Origin of the sequence: Mesorhizobium sp. M0862, assembly GCF_040319795.1 — a bacterium.
Lineage (GTDB): Bacteria > Pseudomonadota > Alphaproteobacteria > Rhizobiales > Rhizobiaceae > Mesorhizobium.
The window spans coordinates 105,145-123,902 of sequence record NZ_JAMYOJ010000001.1 but is presented as its reverse complement, the minus strand read 5'-3'; the positions used below and the strand labels follow the sequence as shown (position 1 = coordinate 123,902).

Sequence of the window (18,758 nt, the reverse complement as noted above, 5' to 3'; positions counted from 1 at the left end):
GCCAAGCAAGCGCGATTGGCAGAAGCCGCCAAGTTCCGTATATCGGCGACAGAGCCTGCTGGAGACCGGAAGATGCCCCTGAAAATCGCCGTCCAGATGGACCATGTCTCCACCGTCTCGATCGCCGGCGACACGTCGTTTGCGCTGTCGCTGGAGGCGCAGCGGCGCGGCCACCAACTGTTCCACTATACGCCCGACCGGCTGTCGATGCTGGGCGGCAAGGTGTTTGCCCGCATCGAAGAGATGAAGCTCCGCGACGAGAAGGGCAATCATTATACGCTGGGTGACAAAGTGCGCACCGACCTGTCGGAGATGGATGTTATCCTGCTGCGCCAGGATCCGCCCTTCGACATGAATTACATCACCACGACGCATATTCTGGAGCGCATCCACCCGAAGACACTGGTCGTCAACGACCCGGCCTGGGTGCGCAACAGTCCGGAAAAGATCTTCGTCACCGAATTCCCCGATCTGATGCCCGAAACGCTGATCACCAAGGATCCCCAGGAGGTCGCCGCCTTCCGCAAGGAGTTCGGCGACATCATCGTCAAGCCGCTCTACGGAAATGGCGGCGCCGGCATCTTCCATCTCAAGGAGGATGACCGCAACCTCGCCTCGCTGCTCGAAATGTTCGCCCAGCTGTCACGCGAGCCGTATATCGTCCAGCGCTATCTGAAGGATGTGCGCAAGGGCGACAAGCGCATCATCCTGATCGACGGCGAGGCGGTCGGCGCCATCAACCGCGTGCCGGCCGACCACGATTCTCGCTCCAACATGCATGTCGGCGGCCGCGCCGAAAAGACCGAGCTGACGGAGCGCGAACGCGAGATTTGCGCCCGCATCGGCCCGTCGCTGAAAGAGCGCGGCTTCATCCTGGTCGGCATCGACGTGATCGGCGACTACATGACCGAGATCAACGTGACCTCGCCGACCGGCGTGCGCGAAGTGCAACGCTTTGGTGGCGCGGATATCGCCAGCCTGTTCTGGGACGCGGTGGAGGAAATGCGGCGCAATTCGGCCGCGTAGTGTGCGTTGCTACGGAGGACTTTGGTGGGTCCAGAGAAGCATCGAAAGATGCTCTTTATCGGGTAAGACTGCCGAGCAAGCGGCTCATCAAATCAAACTATGTCCCGGAAGCGCCGAGGCCTCAGTTTCGGAGGAAGGAGACCGATAAGTCTGGTCTGCAATTTTCGCTGTGGTGTTGCCCAATCTTTCAGCAGAAAACCCGCATCGGAGTTCTTTTCCAGCAATGCAAAAGCCGCAGACAGTCCGATCAGGTCGACCAAGGTCCTGCGCATTGATTGGCGGGAGATTAAATGCTCCAGTCCCGGCGCCACTTCGCACCAACGATTGGCCAGTGCCCGCCGTATCGCTATTTCAGTATCGGGCGACATCCTGCCGAGGCCAACTCCGGTACCCAGGATGCGCCCGTCCGCCCAGCCATTGCCGCCGTGAAGCCGATAACTGCCAAGAGCCCGCCCAATCCTCACGGTTCCGCCGATCATATGGGCGGCACGAGCCATATAACCATCGGCACATATCCTTATTTCGTCCGGATCGGATGGACGCATGATTTCAAGCGGAGCTCGACGAAACATCATCCCCGATGTGGTCGACCAAAACCAACCCACGGTACCCCCGATCAATAAATAATAATGTCGGGTCAGCTTCGGTGTCGACATGCAGGTAGCCGCTCATTTTCGGCATCGATCGCGGGTCGTTCAGGTGGAATACGGGATGACCGCCCGCAAGCAGGTTGCCGGCCGTGTCTATCACCACCTCATCGGAGCTCGACATTGCCGCGATACGGGTGTGGCTGAGATGCGCTCTCACATGGCATTCTATGAAGTCAGGATGCCAAGCATCGTCACCGTCAAGAAAGGAGATCAGGGGTCCGGCCGTCGCGTCAAGCCCGGTCATCATTGTTGCCAACTGCCCGCCATTTTGCAGTCGGGGCAGAAAGCGGAAACGACTGTCGCCAAGCTGGGACAGACACTCTTCAATCCTTCGGCGGGAACCGTCAGTCGAAAAATCATCGACCACCACGCACTCGAACGCAGTGTATGTCTGCGCCGCTACGGATCGGATCGCAGTGTCGATGAATGCCTCTTGATTGAAACAGCCTACGCAAACGGATACGGTTGGTAGCGCGATGTGAGAACCAGCTCCGCTTGGGACGATGTTTTCTTTCAAGAGGCGCTTCTCCGTACACCAGATTTGATCGCCTGAGATATTCCGTCGATCAAATGGCGGTGTTTCTTTGCCAAATTTCTCTCTATCGAAGCGAGTTTTTCTCCGCACTCAAGATCGCAATTGCCGCATGTTGACCCTACAGCACGGGTATCGCCCTCCTACCAAATTCGAGATTGTCAGAGCCATGCTGCGTCATGGCCACAACCTCAGAAAAGGGCACCCTTCCGCGAAGTCGCAACCTGCTCTTCAGGCCAGTTTGCTGTCGGACGATCCGTTCATATCCTATTCGGGAATGTCCGGTACGCCGCTCGGATTAGCAAGTCATATGCCTTTCCGTCCACGCAGCCACCGCGCCTGGTTTCTCATCTCGCCAACCTGGTCCATCGAAAACAGTGCTAGCGTCAAAACCATCCGGACCTATGCCGTTCTGCATAGACTCAAGAACCCCCGTCACTCGCTAATCTTCCTATCCAACACTCAGGCAGAGGCTGATCTGTTGAACCAGTCCGGCGAGGCCGCCGTCCTGCACAACAAGACGTCAACAACCTCCGAACACATATTCAGGCCTCTCGATGACGTCCCTGTAGAATTTGATGCAATCTACAATGCGCAGCTGGCTCCGTGGAAGCGCCATGACTTGTCGCTTGGCATCCAGCGTTGCGCATTTGTCTTCTATCGAGATTCAAGCGGATCCTCCACGACGGAGTCGGAAAGAGCGCGAATAAATCGGCATAGGGAGCTCGCGCCGCATCACGTCTTTATCAACGAGTTTGACGGCACCGGCAAGCCTGTCCGATTGGCACCGGCTCAGGTGAACACGCATCTAAATCGTGCAGCCGTGGGAATCTGTCTCTCTCACCTGGAAGGACCAATGTTCGCCAGCACGGAATATCTTCTCGCGGGCCTTCCAGTGGTCACGACGCCGAACCGTGGTGGCCGAGACCTTTATCTGGATGCCGACTATTCGCTTACAGTTCCACCCGATCCTCGATCCATCGCGGAGGCTGTCTTGGCACTGAAGGAGCGGCGAATACCCCGGGCTCATATTCGTACGCAAACTTTGAAACGAGTTGAACGGGACCGCGGGCGGTTCATAGACCTTGTAAATGAGATTTTTCTGGAAAGCGGCTCTTCGCGCCGGATCGCCATGCCCTGGCCTTTCCGATATCCTGTCATGGAGTGGCTTCCACCCCAAATCGCAATCGATCGATCCCTTTCAGGTGCGGTCGATGCCTTCGTCACCGCTTAGACGGCAACAGCCTCGGATTGCCGGAGGAACTCTGTCGCCCTTGTTAAACGCGGTCGAGGAGGCGGAGCAGCCGTTCCATTTTGCTTGACCATCTTCCTTTTTTGCAACCGGCACAGCGCGCTGCAGCCACCACGAATGCATGTTCCTGTAATGTTCTTGCCTTGGCCTGAAATCTATGGTTGTCTTGTCCTGACGTCGCTCGCGGTCTGAACCACAAGGCCGAGGCGAGCCGATATCCGGGGGCAGAGCAAGATGGTGGCGCGGGTTCGCACGGTTGCTTTCCAGGGCATCGAGGCCGTACCGGTCGATGTCCAGGTGATGATCGCGCCGGGCAAGGTCGGCATGCAGATCGTCGGGCTGGCCGACAAGGCGGTGGCCGAAAGCCGCGAGCGCGTGCAGGCGGCACTGCATGCGTCGGGGCTGTCGATGCCGTCGAAGAAGGTGACGGTCAACCTGGCGCCTGCCGATCTTCCCAAGGAAGGGAGCCATTACGACCTGCCGATCGCGCTCGGCCTGATGGCTGCACTCGGCGCCATTCCGGGCGACATGCTGGCCTCCTATGTCGTGCTCGGAGAATTGTCGCTCGACGGCACCATTGCCACGGTGGCCGGCGCGCTGCCGGCGGCGATCGGCGCCAATGCCGAGGGAAAGGGCCTGATCTGCCCGTTCGGCTGCGGGCCGGAAGCGGCCTGGGCGGGCAAGGATTTCGACATATTGGCGCCGCGCAGCCTGATTGCCATCGCCAATCATTTTCGCGGCACGCAGGTGCTGTCGCGGCCCGAGCCCGGCATCCATGTCTCGGCCCGCGACCTGCCCGACCTTTCAGACATCAAGGGCCAGGAAAGCGCCAAGCGGGCGCTGGAAGTGGCGGCGGCCGGCGGCCACAATCTGTTGATGGTCGGGCCTCCCGGCTCGGGAAAATCGATGCTGGCGCAGAGGCTGCCTTCAATTCTGCCGCCACTGGCACCGAAGGAACTTCTTGAAGTCTCGATGATCGCCTCGGTGGCCGGCGAGCTCGGCGAAGGCAAGCTCACCGACCGGCGGCCGTTCCGCGCCCCGCACCATTCGGCCTCGATGGCGGCAATGGTCGGCGGCGGCATCAGGGCGCGGCCGGGCGAAGTATCGCTTGCCCATAACGGCGTCCTGTTCCTCGACGAGTTTCCCGAATTCACGCCGCAGACCTTGGATGCACTGCGCCAGCCGCTGGAGACCGGCGACTGCATGATCGCGCGCGCCAACCACCGCGTCACCTATCCGGCGCGCATCCAGCTGGTGGCGGCGATGAACCCGTGCCGTTGCGGCATGGCCGGCGAGCCCGGCTATCGCTGCCTGCGCGGCGAGCGCTGCCGCACCGACTACCAGGCGCGCATTTCCGGCCCGCTGCTCGACCGCATCGATCTCAGGATCGAGGTGCCTGCGGTCTCGGCCGCCGACCTGATCCGGCCGGATCGGGCGGAGAAAAGTGCCGCCGTTGCGCAGCGCGTCGCGCGCGCCCGCACCATCCAGCGCGAACGGTTCGAGCGGCTCGGCGTGACCAGCGCGACCACCAACGCGCATTGCTCGCCGTCTGTTATCGAAGACATCGCCGCGCCGGACGCAGCCGGCCTGTCGCTGCTTAAAGACGCCAGCGAGAAACTCGGCTTTTCGGCGCGCGCCTATCACCGCGTGCTTAAAGTGGCGCGCACACTGGCCGACCTCGACGCCAGCGAAACCGTCGGCCGCATTCACCTGGCCGAGGCGATTTCCTACCGCATGATGTCGGAGCGGGTGGCGCAGGCGGCTTAACCCTCCCCCCTTGAGGGGAAGGTGACCGCGAAGCGGCCGGGTGGGATCGCCGAAGAATGCTCGATTTTTGAAGCCGAGCCGAGAAAGGGCCTCTGCGCTGACATTGCTTGTAGTGTCGTCCGAAGGGAGTCGCCGCACTTCACGCAGGACCCCACCCGGCCCTTCGGGCCACCCTCCCCTCAAGGGGGAGGGAAATGCAGGCGCTAATTCGCCCGCGCTTTCGCCTTCAGCTCCAGCCTCCGCCTGTGCAGCACCGGCTCGGTGTAGCCATTCGGCTGTTCGCGGCCCTTGAACACCAGATCGCAGGCGGCCTGGAAGGCGATTGAAGCGTCGAAGTCGGTGGCCATCGGGCGGTAGAGCGGGTCGCCGACATTTTGGAGGTCGACGATCGCCGCCATGCGCCGCAGCGAATCCATCACTTGGATCTGCGAGCACACCTTGTGGTGCAGCCAGTTGGCGATGTGCTGGGAGGAGATGCGCAGCGTGGCGCGGTCTTCCATCAGGCCGACATCGTTGATGTCGGGCACTTTCGAGCAGCCGACGCCCTGGTCGATCCAGCGCACGACATAGCCCAGAATGCCTTGCGCATTGTTGTCGAGCTCGCGCTGGATCTCGTCGGGGGTCCAGTTCGGCCGCACCGCCACCGGCACCGACAATATATCATCGAGCCTGGCCTTCGGCCGGCTCTTCAGCGCCGCCTGGACGGCATGGACATCGACCTTGTGATAGTGCGTGGCGTGCAACGTCGCCGCTGTCGGCGACGGCACCCAGGCGGTGTTGGCGCCGGCCTTGGGATGGGCGATCTTCTGTTCCAGCATCGCCGCCATCAGATCCGGCATCGCCCACATGCCCTTGCCGATCTGGGCATGACCGGCGAGCCCGCATTCGAGCCCGATGTCGACATTCCACGCCTCATAGGCGGAGATCCAGGCGGCCTGCTTCATGTCGCCCTTGCGGATCATCGGCCCGGCTTCCATCGAGGTGTGGATCTCGTCGCCGGTGCGGTCGAGGAAGCCGGTGTTGATGAACACGACGCGTTCCTTGGCGGCGCGGATCGCCTCCTTGAGGTTGACGGTGGTGCGCCGCTCCTCGTCCATGATGCCCATCTTGATGGTGTTTGCCGCCATACCGAGCAGCGCTTCGACGCGGTCGAAAATCTCGACTGCGAAGGCGACTTCCTCCGGCCCATGCATCTTCGGCTTCACCACATACATCGAGCCCGCGCGGGAATTCATCCGACGCCCGTTGGCGCCGACATCGTGCAGCGCGATCAGCGCCGTCATCGCCGCATCCAAGATGCCTTCCGGCACCTCGTTGCCATCGCGGTCGAGGATGGCCGGATTGGTCATGAGGTGACCGACGTTTCGCACCAGCATCAGCGAGCGGCCAGGCAAGCTCAGCGCGCCACCACTGGGCGCGGTCCAGGCGCGGTCCGGATTGAGCTTGCGCGTGAAGGTTTTGCCGCCCTTGCTGATTTCCTCCGCCAGATCGCCCTTCATCAGGCCGAGCCAGTTGCGGTAGACGATGACCTTGTCCTCGGCATCCACTGCCGCGACCGAATCCTCGCAGTCCTGGATGGTGGTCAGCGCCGATTCCAGGATCACGTCGGCAATGCCGGCCGGGTCGGTGCGGCCGATCTGGTTGGTGCGGTCGATGAGGATCTCGATGTGCAGGCCGTTCTGGACCAGCAGGATGGCTTCCGGGTTGGCGTCGTCGCCGCGATAGCCGGCAAATTGTTTCGGGTTGGCCAGCGTGGTGCCGCCGGCGCCGGCGCCGAGCCGCAAGGTGCCACCCGAAACCGTCAGCCCGTTCACGCCGGCCCATTTGCCCGAGGTGAGCGGCACGGACTCGTCCAGAAAACTCTTCGCCCAGGCAACCACCTTGGCGCCGCGCACGGGGTTGAAGCTTTTGCCCTTCTCGGCGCCACCGGTCTCGGCAATGGCGTCGGTTCCGTAGAGCGCATCGTAGAGCGAGCCCCAGCGAGCATTGGCGGCGTTGATCGCATAACGCGCATTCATCACCGGTACCACCAGCTGCGGCCCGGCAACGCTGGCGATCTCGGGGTCGACATTGTCGGTCGACACGGAAAAGGCCGGCCCTTCGGGCACGAGATAGCCGATCTCACGCAAGAGGCTTTTGTAGGCCTCCATATCGATGGGCGCGCCATTGGCGCGGTGCCAGGCGTCGATCTGTTCCTGCATGGCGTCGCGTTTGGCCAACAGCGCTCGGTTCTTCGGCGCCAGATCATGCACGATGGCCGAAAAGCCGTTCCAGAAAACGTCCGCGGCAATACCGGTACCCGGCAGCGCTTCGCCGACAAAGTCATGCAGTTCGCGGGCAATCCGCAATCCGGCGATCTCGACGCGATCGGTCATCAGGGCTTCTCCAGATGAAGGCTTTGCGGCCTTTGGCATGTCAGGGGTGAAGGGTCAATTCAGCTTAGGGTGAAGGCGGGGATTTTGAAGCTGCTGATCTCCCCCCAAGGGGACCCCAAGGGGGGAGATTACCTAAACCGCAATCCTCGGCCGACCCGATGCAACCGCCACCACATGCGCTTCGATAAACATCCGTTGGGCCTCAACGGTAGACACCTTGAACTCGGTCGAAACGTCGAACTCGGCATTATCCGTGCCGGCATCCTTCGCCCGCTCGGCTACGATCGCCCGCACATCAGCCTCCGCTGCCGCGATCGCCTTGGCCTCGTCCGTGAAGTCGCGCACCGTTTGCCCCGACGCGACCCGGAACAAACCTTCCTTGGGCTGGCTGACGCGGGCTTCGGCCGAGACGCGGACCTGGCCGACGACGGCGCCGAGCGCGTTGGCGACGTCGGTATCCTCCGGCACCACGCACTCATTACCGACCAGCTCGGCCAAGCCGGCATAGTGCAGCGGCGCCGAGGCGCCGAGGCCAATGACCGGACGATCGAGCGCGACGCTGAGCCTTGCGATGCCGGGATGGGAATCGACGGCGCGCTGCACCAGCGCATGCGCGACGGTGGCGGCGCCATCCAGCCCGTCTTCGGCAAAGGCGGTCTCCAGAATGTATTCGGCCGACCAGCGCGTCAGCGTCAGCAGCACCCGTTCGGAAATCACCTCCGGAGACGGCGCGATGTACTGGCCTCGCCCATCACGCTTGCGGGCAAACAGTTCGGCGCCGAGCCGGGCCGCAAGCGGGTCCCAGTTGGCCTGCTTGCCGAGCACATGGGCGGCGTCCGAGGGGGTGAAGCCCGAGATATGCACAAGACCGCGCGAGACCAGCCGGTTCAGCGTGGCGTTCTGGGCGTTCGAGGTGAGCAGCCTGTCGATGGCGAGCGGCACCGCACCAATCAGTTCATACAGTTTCGCCTCGGGCGCGGTCAGGCCGGCGGCGAGCCTGTCCGGCACGCCGGTGCGCAACGCAAAGCGGCCGTCCATGCGGCCGGGGTTGGGCGCCCTGAGCTGGCGCTCGAGCTCCGATGTCACGGAAACACCATGCATCATGCCGGCCAGCGCCAGCGGCACCAGGCGGCGCGGCCCGAGCAGGATTTTCGGGTTGAGCGCGCCATCTTCCAGTGCCACCTCGGAATCGCCGCCGAGGCCGAAAGTGCGCATGGCGACCGCCTCGACCATGGTGCGGAAGCCGCCGACAGTGGCGCCTTCGGGATCGAGCCGAGGACGGCCGCCGTCGAGCACGGCGACATCGGTGGTGGTGCCGCCAATGTCGGACACCATGGCGTTGTCCAGGCCCGTCATGTGGCGGGCGCCGACCAGGCTGGCGGCCGGGCCGGACAGGATGGTCTCGATCGGCCGCTGGCGGGCAAACGCCGCCGAAACCAGCGCGCCATCGCCGCGCACCACCATCAGGGGGGCTACGATGTTGCGGGCCTCCAAAAATCCTTCGGTTGCCGCCACCAGCCGGTCGATCATCGAGATCAGCCTGGCGTTGAGCAAGGTGGTGAGCGCGCGACGCGGACCGCCGAGCTTGGCCGACAATTCATGGCTGGCGGTCACCGGCAGGCCGGTCTTTTCGCGGATGAGGTCGCGCGCGGCGAGTTCATGCGCCGGGTTGCGGGTGGCGAAATAGGCGCACACGGCAAAGCCCGACACCGAGGCGCCGAGTTCAGGGAGTGCTGCTTCCAGCCCCGACAGATCGAGCTTGGCCGCATTGCCGTGCACGTCATGGCCGCCCGGACAAAACACCACCGGATCGGTGCCGAGCGCCGTCTTCAGCCCGTCGCGCGCAAGGTCGGCCCCGGTAAAGCCGATCATGATGAGCGCCACACGCCCACCCTGGCCCTCGACCAGCGCATTGGTGGCGAGCGTCGTCGACATCGACACGAGTTTGATCGCGGCCGGATCGGTGGCCGATTTTCCCAGCACCGCATCGACCGCGCCGGAAATGCCGACGGCAAGATCGTGCCGCGTGGTCAGCGCCTTGGCCTTGGCCAGCACCTTGCCTTTTGGCCCGCCTTGTTCCGACCACAGCACGGCATCGGTATAGGTGCCACCGGTGTCGATACCGAGAAACAGGGGTTTTGGCTTGGCGGTCATGTCTGGCGGTCCGGGATTCTGCTCCCCCGCCCTTAGCCGATACGGCCCGGCTGATAAAGGCGGGAGAGGTGGGCCAGTTTGACCCTCGTCGCCGCTCATGCCCGCCAAACTTTGTAACGGTCACATTTTTTCATTGGTGCGTGGCCTGCCTTTGCGTGCACCATGCGCCGATCTCATCCCTTTCAGGACTTCGCCATGACCACGCTCCCCGGCATCGCCGACATCCATGCCGCCGCCGCGCGCCTCTCCGGCCTGATCGCCGAAACGACCTTGATCGAATCGCTGGAACTCAACAAACGCTTCGGCGGCCGCATCCTGTTCAAGCCGGAGACGCTGCAGCGCACCGGCTCGTTCAAGTTCCGCGGCGCCTACAACAAACTGTCTTCGCTGAGCGAAGAAGAGCGCAGCCGCGGCGTCGTCGCCTTCTCCTCAGGCAACCATGCTCAGGGCGTCGCCGCGGCGGCTGCCATGTTCGGCGTCAAGGCGGTCATTGCCATGCCGGCCGACGCGCCGGCGATGAAGATCGCCAATGTCCGCAAGATGGGCGCCGAAGTGGTGCCGTTCGACCGCTTTCGCGACGACCGCATGACGGTGGTGCGACCCTACATGGACAAGGGCATGGTGCTGGTGCCTCCTTTCGACGATCCGGCCATCATCGCCGGCCAGGGCACGATCGGTCTCGAACTGACGCGCCAGGCAAAAGCGCTCGGCGTCAGCCTCGATGCGGTCGTCATTCCCTGTGGCGGCGGCGGCCTGACGAGCGGCATTTCGATCGCCGTCAAGGATGCCTCGCCGGCCACAGCAGTCTGGGCCGTTGAGCCCGAGCATTTCGACGACACCCGCCGCTCGCTGATCGAAGGAAAAAGGGTTTCCAACGAGCCCGGCCACAGTTCGATCTGCGATGCCATCCTCACCGCAGAGCCCGGTGCCATCACCTTCGAGATCAACCGCAAGAACCTCGCCGGCGCCATCGCCGTCTCCGACAAGGCGGCCGCACAGGCGGTGCGCGACGCCATGGCCCATCTCAAGCTGGTGGTCGAACCCGGCGGCTGCGTGGCGCTGGCGGCGCTCTCGTCAGGCGAGATCGAACTGTCGGGCAAATGCGTCGCCGTCGTGCTGTCAGGCGGCAATGTCGATTTCACCACCTATGCCGAGATCATGGCCGCGGCCTGAGAACCGATATGGCAGACGCTGAGATAAGGGCGGCTCTCGATCGCCATTGGGCTGCCTCCGATGCCAATGATCTCGAGACGGAGCATCAGATCTATCGCGAGGACGCGGTGCTCGATTATCCGCAATCAGGCGAGCGCATCAGCGGACGGCACAACATCCAGTCGTCGCGCGCCACGCAGCCCAACCGGAAGCGCTTTGCCGTGCGGCGGATCACCGGGTCAGGCGACCTCTGGATCACCGAATATGTCCTGACCTATGACGGGATTCCGTCCTATACGGTGAGCATCATGGAGTTCGTCGATGGCAAAGTGGTTCGCGAGACCCAGTATTTCGGCGATCCGTTCGAGCCGGGGCAGTCGCGCGCGCAATGGGTCGAACGGATACCTTGAAACACGGCGGCGGTAGCATGACCGGCCACCATCCGCTCGATCGTGCCGAACTGCCTGATGATACGGCCGATCTCGCCCGCTATCTCATCGGCAAGCTCGTGGTGCGGGAGCTGCCGGAAGGCATCGTCAGCGGCCGTATCGTCGAGACCGAGGCCTATGTCACCGGCGACGCCGCCGGGCACGGCTATCGCGGCATGACGCCGCGCAACCGTTCGCTGTTCCTCGGGCCCGGACACGCCTACGTCTATCTCGCCTATGGGGTCTCCTGGATGCTCAATGTCTCAAGCGAGGGGCCGGGCACCGGCACCGGCGTGCTGATCCGGGCGCTGGAGCCGCTCGAAGGCATCGCCATCATGCGGCTGAACCGGGGCGTGGAGCGCCTGCGCGACCTGGCGCGCGGGCCGGGGCGGCTCGCCCAGGCATTGCGGATCGACCGTTCGCTGGACGGCCTCGATCTGTGCCGCCAAGGCCCGCTATGGCTGGCAGCCGACGAGCATCAGGCCAGCGACATCGGCCAAGGCATCCGCATCGGCATCACGAAGGATGCGGACCGCCCGCTGCGGTTCTATGTCAGAGGCAGTCCGTTCGTCAGCGGTCCGCGATCGCTCAATTCCTGAACGCTCAGTCGAGCGTGCGCCTGAACCGCACCAATGCGACGCCGGCAAACAAGGCCACGAACCCGACCAGCCAGGCGATCTCGCCCGCAACCGCCGGCAGTTCGGCGCCCTTCAGCATCACCGCGCGGGTGATGCGCAGAAAATGCGTCAGCGGAAAAATCTCGCCGAAGGTCTGCGCCCAGCCCGGCATGCCGCGATAGGGGAACATGAAGCCGGACAGCAGGATCGACGGCAGGAAGAAGAAGAAGGTCAGCTGCAGCGCCTGCATCTGCGTGCGGGCGATGGTCGAGATGGTGTAGCCAAGCAGCACCAGCGCCAGCACGAACACCAATACGGCTGTAAGCAGCAGCGACATGGAACCGGTGAAGGGGATGGCGAACAAGAGCTTCGACGCCGCCAGCACCACCACCACCTGGACGCCACCGACCACAAGATAGGGCAGCACCTTGCCCAGCATGATCTCAAACGGGCTGGACGGCATGGCGAGCAGGTTTTCCATCGTGCCGCGCTCGGTCTCGCGGGTCAGCGCGATCGAGGTCATCATCACCAGGGTCATCTGCAGGATGACGCCGAGCAGGCCGGGCACGATGTTGTATTGCGAGATGCCTTCCGGATTGTAGCGCTGGTGCACCACCACATCGAGCTGGCCCCTGGCGGCCTCACTCGCCGCCTCCTGCATGCCTTGCGCCCGAAGCAGCGCCTGGCTGGCCACTTTGCTTAGCGTCGAGATGGCGCCGCTGGCGGCGGCCGGGTCGGTGGCGTCGGCCTCGATGAGTATCTGCGGATTGTCGCCGCGCTCCACCCGGCGGCCGAAATCGGCCGGGATGGTGACGACGAAGGCGACATCGCCGCGCGCCATCAGGAATTCGGCATCCTCGGCACTTTGCGCGACATGGTCGAAGCGGTAGTAGCCGGTCGTCTGCAGGGCTGCGACAATGGCGCGGGTGTAGGGGTCGTTGCTGGTCGCCACCAGTGCGGCAGGCAGGCTTTTGGGATCGTTGTTGATAGCGTAGCCGAACAGCACCAGCTGCAAAAGCGGCACGCCCAGCATCATGGCGAAGGTGATGCGGTCGCGCCGCATCTGGATGAATTCCTTGATCAGCAGCGCACCGAGCCTGGCGAAGGAGAAGACGCTGTTCATGCCATATTGTCCTTCGAGCCGGACATGAACTGGATGAAGACGTCCTCGAGGCTGGTCTCGCCGGGTTTTACGCTGACGCCCTTGTGCTCCTTCTCGACATCGGCGAGCGCCTTTTCGAGCTTTGCCTTGTCGGAGCCGACGACATGCAGCGTCGCGCCGAACGGCGCCACCTGGTCGACGCCGGGCCGGTCCCTGAGTGCATCGGCGACCTGGTCGAGGCGCGGTCCCTGCAGCACGAAGGTGGTCAGACCGGCATTCGTCACCACCTCGTCCACCGTGCCGGTGGCCAGCATCTTGCCGTAGGAGATGTAGCTGATGCGGTGGCAGCGCTCGGCTTCGTCCATGTAGTGGGTGGACACCAGCACGGTCAGACCGCCGCTCGCCAGCCGGTGGATCTCGTCCCAGAATTCGCGCCGCGCCTTCGGATCGACGCCGGCGGTCGGCTCGTCGAGCAGCAGCAGCTTCGGCTTGTGCATGATGCAGGCGGCCAGTGCCAGCCGCTGCTTCCAGCCGCCCGACAACGTGCCGGCGAGCTGGTTGCGGCGGCTCGTCAGGCCAAGCTCTTCCAGCGTTTTCGACACATGCTCCTCGACCGGTTTCAGCCGGTAGAGCCGCGCCACGAATTCGAGATTCTCGCCGATCGTCAAATCCTCGTAGAACGAGAATTTCTGCGTCATGTAGCCGACTTCGCGCTTGATGCGGAGCGACTCGGTGCGGATGTTGAAACCCAGCACCGTACCTTCGCCCTCGTCGGGCGTCAGCAGGCCGCACATGATGCGGATGGTCGTCGTCTTGCCGGACCCGTTGGGCCCGAGAAAGCCGACGATCTCGCCCTCGGCCACCGTCATCGTCACATGGTCGACGACAGTCTTGTCGCCGAAACGCTTGACCAGGCCATGAACGTCGATGGCGTTCATTTTGAGGCCGCCAGCTCGACATCGACGATCTGTCCCGGCTGCAGCGCTTGCGCCTTGCCCTCAGGCCGCGCCTCGACGAGGTAGACCAGCTTCTGCCGGTTCTCGAGCGAGTAGATCACCGGCGGGGTGAATTCCGGGTCGGGCGAGACATAGCTGACGCGCGCCTTCACCTCCGGCCCGCAGCCGTCGCAATGCACGACAAGCAGCGTGCCGACCTTGATCGACGAGAACGCACTTTCCGGGACATAGACGCTGAGCTTCACCGCACCGTCCGGCAACATCGAAATGACAGGCGCGGTCGGACCAGCGGTGTCGCCGGGATTGCGGATGACGTCATTGATGCGGCCGGGCGAGGGTGCCGCCAGCACGCGCTTCGATAGCCGCCACTCAGCCTGTTCCAACGCCGACTGCGCCTGTTTGACCTGATTGTCTGCCGCCTTGATCGTTTCGGGACGCGCAGGCAGACCGCCGACGGCGAGGTTGGCCTGCGCCTGGCCGACCTGCGCATTGGCGGTCTCCAGCGTCGCGGCGGCGGTGTCGTAGTCGGCCTGCGTGCCGGCACCGCGCTTGAACAGGTCGGCGGCGCGGTCGTATTTGCGCTTGGCATCCGTGGCCTGGGCCTTGGCCATGTCGACCTCGGCCTTCAGCACCGCGATCTCCTCCGGCCGCTTGCCGATCTGCAGGTCGGCCAGCTGCGCCTGCGCCTGGGCGAGCGCGGCCCCTGCCTGGGCGACGGCGATTTTTGCGTCGGCGCTTTCGAGAGTCACCACCGGCGTGCCTGATACAACACGGTCGCCGCGCTTGACCGCGACGGTCTCGACCTGCGCCACCTCGATCGGAGCCAGCAAGACATAGTCGCCCTCGACATAGCCGACGGCAAGCGGCGCTGCCGGCGCGCAGGCGCCGAACAGCTTGGCCGCGAGAGGCAGGGAACAGAGAAAACTCATCGCTTGCCCTCCTTGCGGGCGACCGGATTGCGGGCCGCCAGTATGGCGCCAAGATTGCCTGTCACCGCCGCCACCACCTTGGCGGCCTCGGTGTTGCCGATCTCGCGCCAGCCCATACGACGCATCACTGCTTCGCGACCGATGCGGAAATAGATGACCTGGCCGATCAGCGTGAAGACCACGAGCTTGGTGGCCTCGCTTTCGGCCGGCTCGCCCGTCGCCTGTTCCCAGATCTGGCAGAGGCGGCGATGGGTCGGTTCGAACACCCCGTCATAGATGCGGTCGAGTGCGGCGGTCGGATGCGTCAATTCCCTAAGTACAAATTGTACGATATCGCCAGCTTCCGGTCTGGCTACGATAAACGCCACCATCGCTTCCAGCGCGGCGAACAATTGTGCCCTCGCCGCCTCCGGGCCGGCTTGACCCGGCAATTGCGTGCCGCCGAGCGCCTGGCCGGCAACCGACTGGATGGTTTCGACGATGTGGTCGGCGGCGGCCGCGCGCAACCCTTCCTTGCCGCCGAAGTGATAGGCGATCGAGCCGATGTTGGCCTTGGCCTCGGCGGCGATCTCACGCGTCGACGTGCCGTCGAACCCTTGCCGTCCGAACAGCTTGAGCGCCGAAAGCACGAGTGCGGCGCGCGTCTGCTCTGCGGGGGATGTCTCCTGGCGGGGCGTTTTATCGGCTACGGTTTTGATCATGCTGGGTACTTAATCAATCGATTGATTAAAGTCAAATTGATTATCCGCGGCGGCTTGCCATGTCGGGCCGCAGACGCTTTAGTGGCGGCCATGGGCAAGGAAGTCGAACGCAAGTTCCTGGTCTCCAGCGCCGAATGGCTGGAAATGGCCGAGGCGAATATACGCATTCGCCAGTTCTATCTTGCCGCAACACCCGGCCGCACCGTGCGCGTGCGCATCAGCGACGGCAGTTCGGCGAAGCTGACGCTTAAATTCGGCAGCAAGATCCGCGAGCGTGACGAATACGAATATGAAATTCCACTGGCGGACGCAGAGGAGATGCTGGCCTTCGCCATCGGACATGTCATCGAGAAGACACGCCACCATGTTAGGCATCGCGGCTATCTCTACGAAGTCGATGTTTTCGGCGGGATTCTAGCCGGCCTTGTGGTGGCCGAACTGGAGACGCCGGAGGATGTACCTGACGAAATGCTGCCTGATTGGCTCGGCCGCGAAGTGACCGGCGAGCAGAGATTTTACAACGCGTCGCTCGCCCTAGAGCCGGATGATTTTAGGTCGGGTCGACCTAAAATCGGAATCCGGCTCTAAATCAAAAGAGATGGAGCATGATGTCGTCCGAAAACCGCTTCACACTTTTCGGCATCATGCTCTAGGGGGATTCCGGAGATCGCCGCATGAGCTTTCGCATCGATCCGCGCCTGCCGCTGACCGGCGAGGTCAGGCGTATCCTTGGCGAGGAGATCGGCAAGGCGCTTGCCCATCTGGCCGTCGCGCGCGACCAGCCGGAGCAGGCATTGCACAAATGCCGCAAGCGGCTGAAGAGCGCGCGCGCCTTGCTGCGGCTGGTCCGTTCCGGAAATGAAACATTCTGTCGGACTGAGAACCAATGCTACCGTCAGGTGGCGGCGCTGCTTGCCGGGCCGCGCGAGGCGACCGCGCTGGTCGAGACCGTCGACCGGCTGGCAGCCGCCTTTCCCGAGCAGGTTGCCGGCGGCGGCCTCGACAGCGTGCGCGACCGGCTTATCGCCCGCCAGCATGAAATCCATGCCGGGGCTGGTCTCGACGCCGCCATAGGCGCGGCCACGGCCGCCTGCGAGGAAGGCCTGATCCGGATCGAGCGGCTGCTGCTCCCCGATCTGCCTGAGCATGCAGCCGATGTGCTTGCGGAAGGCGCTCGCAAGACCTTGCGCCGGGCCAGGAAGGCGCTGGACAAGGCCGGATCCCACGGAGGAGCCGAGGATTTCCACGATCTGCGTAAGGCGGCCAAGACCCACTCGATGCATCTTTCGCTGCTCGGCCGGCTGTGGCCGACGCCGATCAAGGTGCGGCGCAAGGCGGTCGACGAACTGGGTGAAAAGCTCGGCGAACTGCACGATGTCTTCGTCATGCGCGCCCTGCTCGAAGCCGACGGCGAGCCGCTCGGCGATGCGCAGGACACCAAGCTCCTGGGCAAGCTTTTGAAGCGCTCGGAAAAAAGCCTGAAGAAGAGCTGCCTCGCCGGGGCGGCCGAACTGTTCGGCGACAGTCCCAAGCGCTCGACAAAGAAGCTCGCCCGCAATGCGCGCGACGACCTCGCCGGGCCGGCACTGCCGGAAGAGACAGTGCCGGCCGGCTGACGCTGGCACTCCCCCGCCGGCGCGTGCTAGTCACGCTCTACCATGACCGCACCTGCCGACACGCTTCTGGACCGACTTGGCCGCTGGCTTGCCGGCCGGCTGCAGGACGAATCCTCCGGCTATGAGCCCTACACGCCGTCCGACGCCGAGACGTTGCGGCGCACGCTCGAGCCCGGCGACATCCTGCTCATCGAAGGCAACCAGAAGATCTCGGCGGCGATCAAATACCTGACCCAGTCGACCTGGTCGCATGCGGCCTTCTATATCGGCGATGCCTTGTCCGAACCGGAGGACGGATCGGAACGGCGTCGGCTGATCGAAGTCACGCTCGGCGAAGGCTGTGTCGCCGTGCCGCTGTCGCGCTACCGCACCTACAACACCCGTATCTGCCGGGCGAGCGGGCTGACCCCGGAAGACCGCGACCATGTCGTCGCCTTCATGATCGGCAAGCTCGGCCTGAAATACGATCTCAAGAACATTTTCGACATGCTGCGCTTTTTCCTGCCGACGCCGCCGGTGCCGGTGCGCTGGCGCCGCCGCATGCTGGCTTTCGGCTCCGGCGACCCGACGCGCGCCATCTGCTCGACCCTGATCGCCGAAGCCTATGGCGAGATCCGCTATCCGATCCTGCCCGAGATCACCCGCGCGCCCGGCCGCGCCTCAGCGCAGTCGAACTATTCGCGCCGCGAAATCCTGCACATCCGCCACCACTCGCTCTACACGCCGCGCGACTTCGACCTGTCGCCCTTCTTCCGCATCGTGAAACCGACGCTGGAATTTGGGTTCGACTACCGGGCGGTGACCTGGGAAGATAGGGCCGCTGAGGCGAAGGCCGCCGAATAGCAACCATTCAAACCGGCGCCGATGGCGAGTGGCGCCCTATGAGATCATTCGAGACAGTGTCGATGATCTCAGCGGAAAGCGTCGGATCGGGCACGACGCGGGAGAGGATCACCGATCCGACCATTTCCGCTAGGAATGCGATCGCGGCACTCCGCTTCGCGGCCGGGTCGCTTCCCGGCAGGAGTGAAATGATCAACGCGACATAATTGCTGACGATGCTTCCGAAGAACGATCGAAGCGCTGGATCGTCGTGCCGGGCGGCATCGGCCGCCAGTGCGGTGAGGCTGCATCCGTGCCCCGGATTGTCGCGATGATGGTCCGAGATGTAGTGGCGCACCAGCGTCTCAAACGGAGTATCGGTCGAAGCGAGCCGGGCGGATAGATCGGCGCTCATGTCACTGAAGGCCCGCTGCATGGCCTGAACGATGAGGTCGTCCTTCGACTTGAATTGTCGGTAGAAGCCTCCGTGGGTAAGCCCGGCCGCGCTCATCAGATCGGCAATGCCGATCCCGTCGATCCCTTGTTCGCGGAAGAGCTTTGCGGCGGTATCGATGACCCGCTCTCGATTTAACTCGACCATCTCCTTGCTCACCTTCACGACCGCATCCTCTTCTATTGATGATGATCGACATATAAGACGTGGCGGAGGCGCTTGACA

At 63.6% G+C, this 18,758-nt stretch carries 18 protein-coding genes; 9 read left to right on the top strand and 9 right to left on the bottom strand.

Going from position 1 to position 18,758, the window contains the following annotated elements; translation table 11 throughout:
• Positions 1 to 72 precede the first annotated feature (72 nt).
• A complete protein-coding gene (gshB, locus tag NKI15_RS00690) occupies positions 73 to 1,026 on the top strand; it encodes a glutathione synthase (RefSeq protein ID WP_023687497.1) in 954 nt (317 codons plus the stop codon).
• Between the two features lie 92 nt (positions 1,027 to 1,118).
• Here the strand turns inward: gshB and NKI15_RS00685 are convergent, their stop codons facing one another.
• Positions 1,119 to 1,682: a glycosyltransferase family protein gene (locus NKI15_RS00685; RefSeq protein WP_352885650.1), complete on the bottom strand. Its 564-nt coding sequence runs from the start codon at positions 1,680 to 1,682 to the stop codon at positions 1,119 to 1,121.
• Positions 1,576 to 2,301 (bottom strand): glycosyltransferase family 2 protein, encoded by a 726-nt coding sequence (locus tag NKI15_RS00680; RefSeq protein ID WP_352885625.1) that lies wholly within the window; start codon positions 2,299 to 2,301, stop codon positions 1,576 to 1,578. The genes NKI15_RS00685 and NKI15_RS00680 overlap by 107 nt, the downstream gene beginning before the upstream one ends.
• A 76-nt stretch (positions 2,302 to 2,377) precedes the next feature.
• On the opposite strand from NKI15_RS00680, the gene NKI15_RS00675 reads away from it, so the two are divergent.
• Both NKI15_RS00675 and NKI15_RS00670 read left to right on the top strand, forming a co-directional pair.
• Entirely contained in the window at positions 2,378 to 3,442 is a 1,065-nt protein-coding gene (locus NKI15_RS00675) for a glycosyltransferase (protein ID WP_156932602.1), read from the top strand.
• A 252-nt stretch (positions 3,443 to 3,694) separates the two neighbouring features.
• Complete coding sequence (locus NKI15_RS00670) at positions 3,695 to 5,227, top strand: YifB family Mg chelatase-like AAA ATPase (protein ID WP_023687500.1); 1,533 nt, start codon at positions 3,695 to 3,697, stop codon at positions 5,225 to 5,227.
• Between the two features lie 203 nt (positions 5,228 to 5,430).
• On the opposite strand, the gene NKI15_RS00665 is transcribed toward NKI15_RS00670, so the two are convergent.
• Positions 5,431 to 7,602, bottom strand: coding sequence for a malate synthase G (locus tag NKI15_RS00665; RefSeq protein WP_023687501.1), 2,172 nt, complete (start codon positions 7,600 to 7,602; stop codon positions 5,431 to 5,433).
• 132 nt (positions 7,603 to 7,734) lie between these two features.
• Entirely contained in the window at positions 7,735 to 9,756 is a 2,022-nt protein-coding gene (locus tag NKI15_RS00660) for a hydantoinase/oxoprolinase N-terminal domain-containing protein (protein ID WP_352514317.1), read from the bottom strand.
• A gap of 195 nt (positions 9,757 to 9,951) precedes the next feature.
• On the opposite strand from NKI15_RS00660, the gene NKI15_RS00655 reads away from it, so the two are divergent.
• From NKI15_RS00655 to NKI15_RS00645, 3 genes are read left to right on the top strand one after another with little or no spacing between them, the layout of a single operon-like run.
• Positions 9,952 to 10,929, top strand: coding sequence for a threonine ammonia-lyase (locus NKI15_RS00655; RefSeq protein ID WP_023748246.1), 978 nt, complete (start codon positions 9,952 to 9,954; stop codon positions 10,927 to 10,929).
• 8 nt (positions 10,930 to 10,937) lie between these two features.
• Positions 10,938 to 11,318: a nuclear transport factor 2 family protein gene (locus NKI15_RS00650; protein ID WP_023681284.1), complete on the top strand. Its 381-nt coding sequence runs from the start codon at positions 10,938 to 10,940 to the stop codon at positions 11,316 to 11,318.
• Positions 11,319 to 11,335: 17 nt separating this feature from the next.
• The gene (locus NKI15_RS00645) at positions 11,336 to 11,935 is read left to right on the top strand and encodes a DNA-3-methyladenine glycosylase (RefSeq protein WP_023748245.1); all 600 of its coding nucleotides are present in this window, start codon (positions 11,336 to 11,338) and stop codon (positions 11,933 to 11,935) included.
• 4 nt (positions 11,936 to 11,939) lie between these two features.
• Here NKI15_RS00645 and NKI15_RS00640 read toward each other — a convergent pair whose 3' ends face one another.
• The 4 genes from NKI15_RS00640 to NKI15_RS00625 are packed head-to-tail and all read right to left on the bottom strand — an operon-like array spanning position 11,940 to position 15,641.
• Positions 11,940 to 13,076 (bottom strand): ABC transporter permease, encoded by a 1,137-nt coding sequence (locus NKI15_RS00640; RefSeq protein WP_023696062.1) that lies wholly within the window; start codon positions 13,074 to 13,076, stop codon positions 11,940 to 11,942.
• Positions 13,073 to 13,993 (bottom strand): ABC transporter ATP-binding protein, encoded by a 921-nt coding sequence (locus NKI15_RS00635; protein ID WP_023673289.1) that lies wholly within the window; start codon positions 13,991 to 13,993, stop codon positions 13,073 to 13,075. The genes NKI15_RS00640 and NKI15_RS00635 overlap by 4 nt, the downstream gene beginning before the upstream one ends.
• Positions 13,990 to 14,940, bottom strand: coding sequence for an HlyD family secretion protein (locus NKI15_RS00630; RefSeq protein ID WP_023828853.1), 951 nt, complete (start codon positions 14,938 to 14,940; stop codon positions 13,990 to 13,992). The genes NKI15_RS00635 and NKI15_RS00630 overlap by 4 nt, the downstream gene beginning before the upstream one ends.
• Complete coding sequence (locus NKI15_RS00625) at positions 14,937 to 15,641, bottom strand: CerR family C-terminal domain-containing protein (protein WP_023728788.1); 705 nt, start codon at positions 15,639 to 15,641, stop codon at positions 14,937 to 14,939. The genes NKI15_RS00630 and NKI15_RS00625 overlap by 4 nt, the downstream gene beginning before the upstream one ends.
• Positions 15,642 to 15,731: 90 nt before the next feature.
• Here NKI15_RS00625 and NKI15_RS00620 point away from each other — a divergent pair, with 90 nt between their 5' ends.
• The 3 genes from NKI15_RS00620 (at position 15,732) to NKI15_RS00610 (ending at position 18,100) form a co-directional block, all read left to right on the top strand.
• Positions 15,732 to 16,229: a CYTH domain-containing protein gene (locus NKI15_RS00620; protein WP_023728787.1), complete on the top strand. Its 498-nt coding sequence runs from the start codon at positions 15,732 to 15,734 to the stop codon at positions 16,227 to 16,229.
• 86 nt (positions 16,230 to 16,315) lie between these two features.
• Complete coding sequence (locus tag NKI15_RS00615) at positions 16,316 to 17,257, top strand: CHAD domain-containing protein (protein WP_023828854.1); 942 nt, start codon at positions 16,316 to 16,318, stop codon at positions 17,255 to 17,257.
• A gap of 42 nt (positions 17,258 to 17,299) precedes the next feature.
• Positions 17,300 to 18,100: a C40 family peptidase gene (locus tag NKI15_RS00610; protein ID WP_023834577.1), complete on the top strand. Its 801-nt coding sequence runs from the start codon at positions 17,300 to 17,302 to the stop codon at positions 18,098 to 18,100.
• 7 nt (positions 18,101 to 18,107) lie between these two features.
• On the opposite strand, the gene NKI15_RS00605 is transcribed toward NKI15_RS00610, so the two are convergent.
• Positions 18,108 to 18,698 carry a TetR/AcrR family transcriptional regulator gene (locus tag NKI15_RS00605; protein ID WP_023673283.1) on the bottom strand — a complete coding sequence of 197 codons (591 nt, stop codon included), beginning with the start codon at positions 18,696 to 18,698 and terminating at the stop codon, positions 18,108 to 18,110.
• Between the last annotated feature and the right edge of the window lie 60 nt (positions 18,699 to 18,758).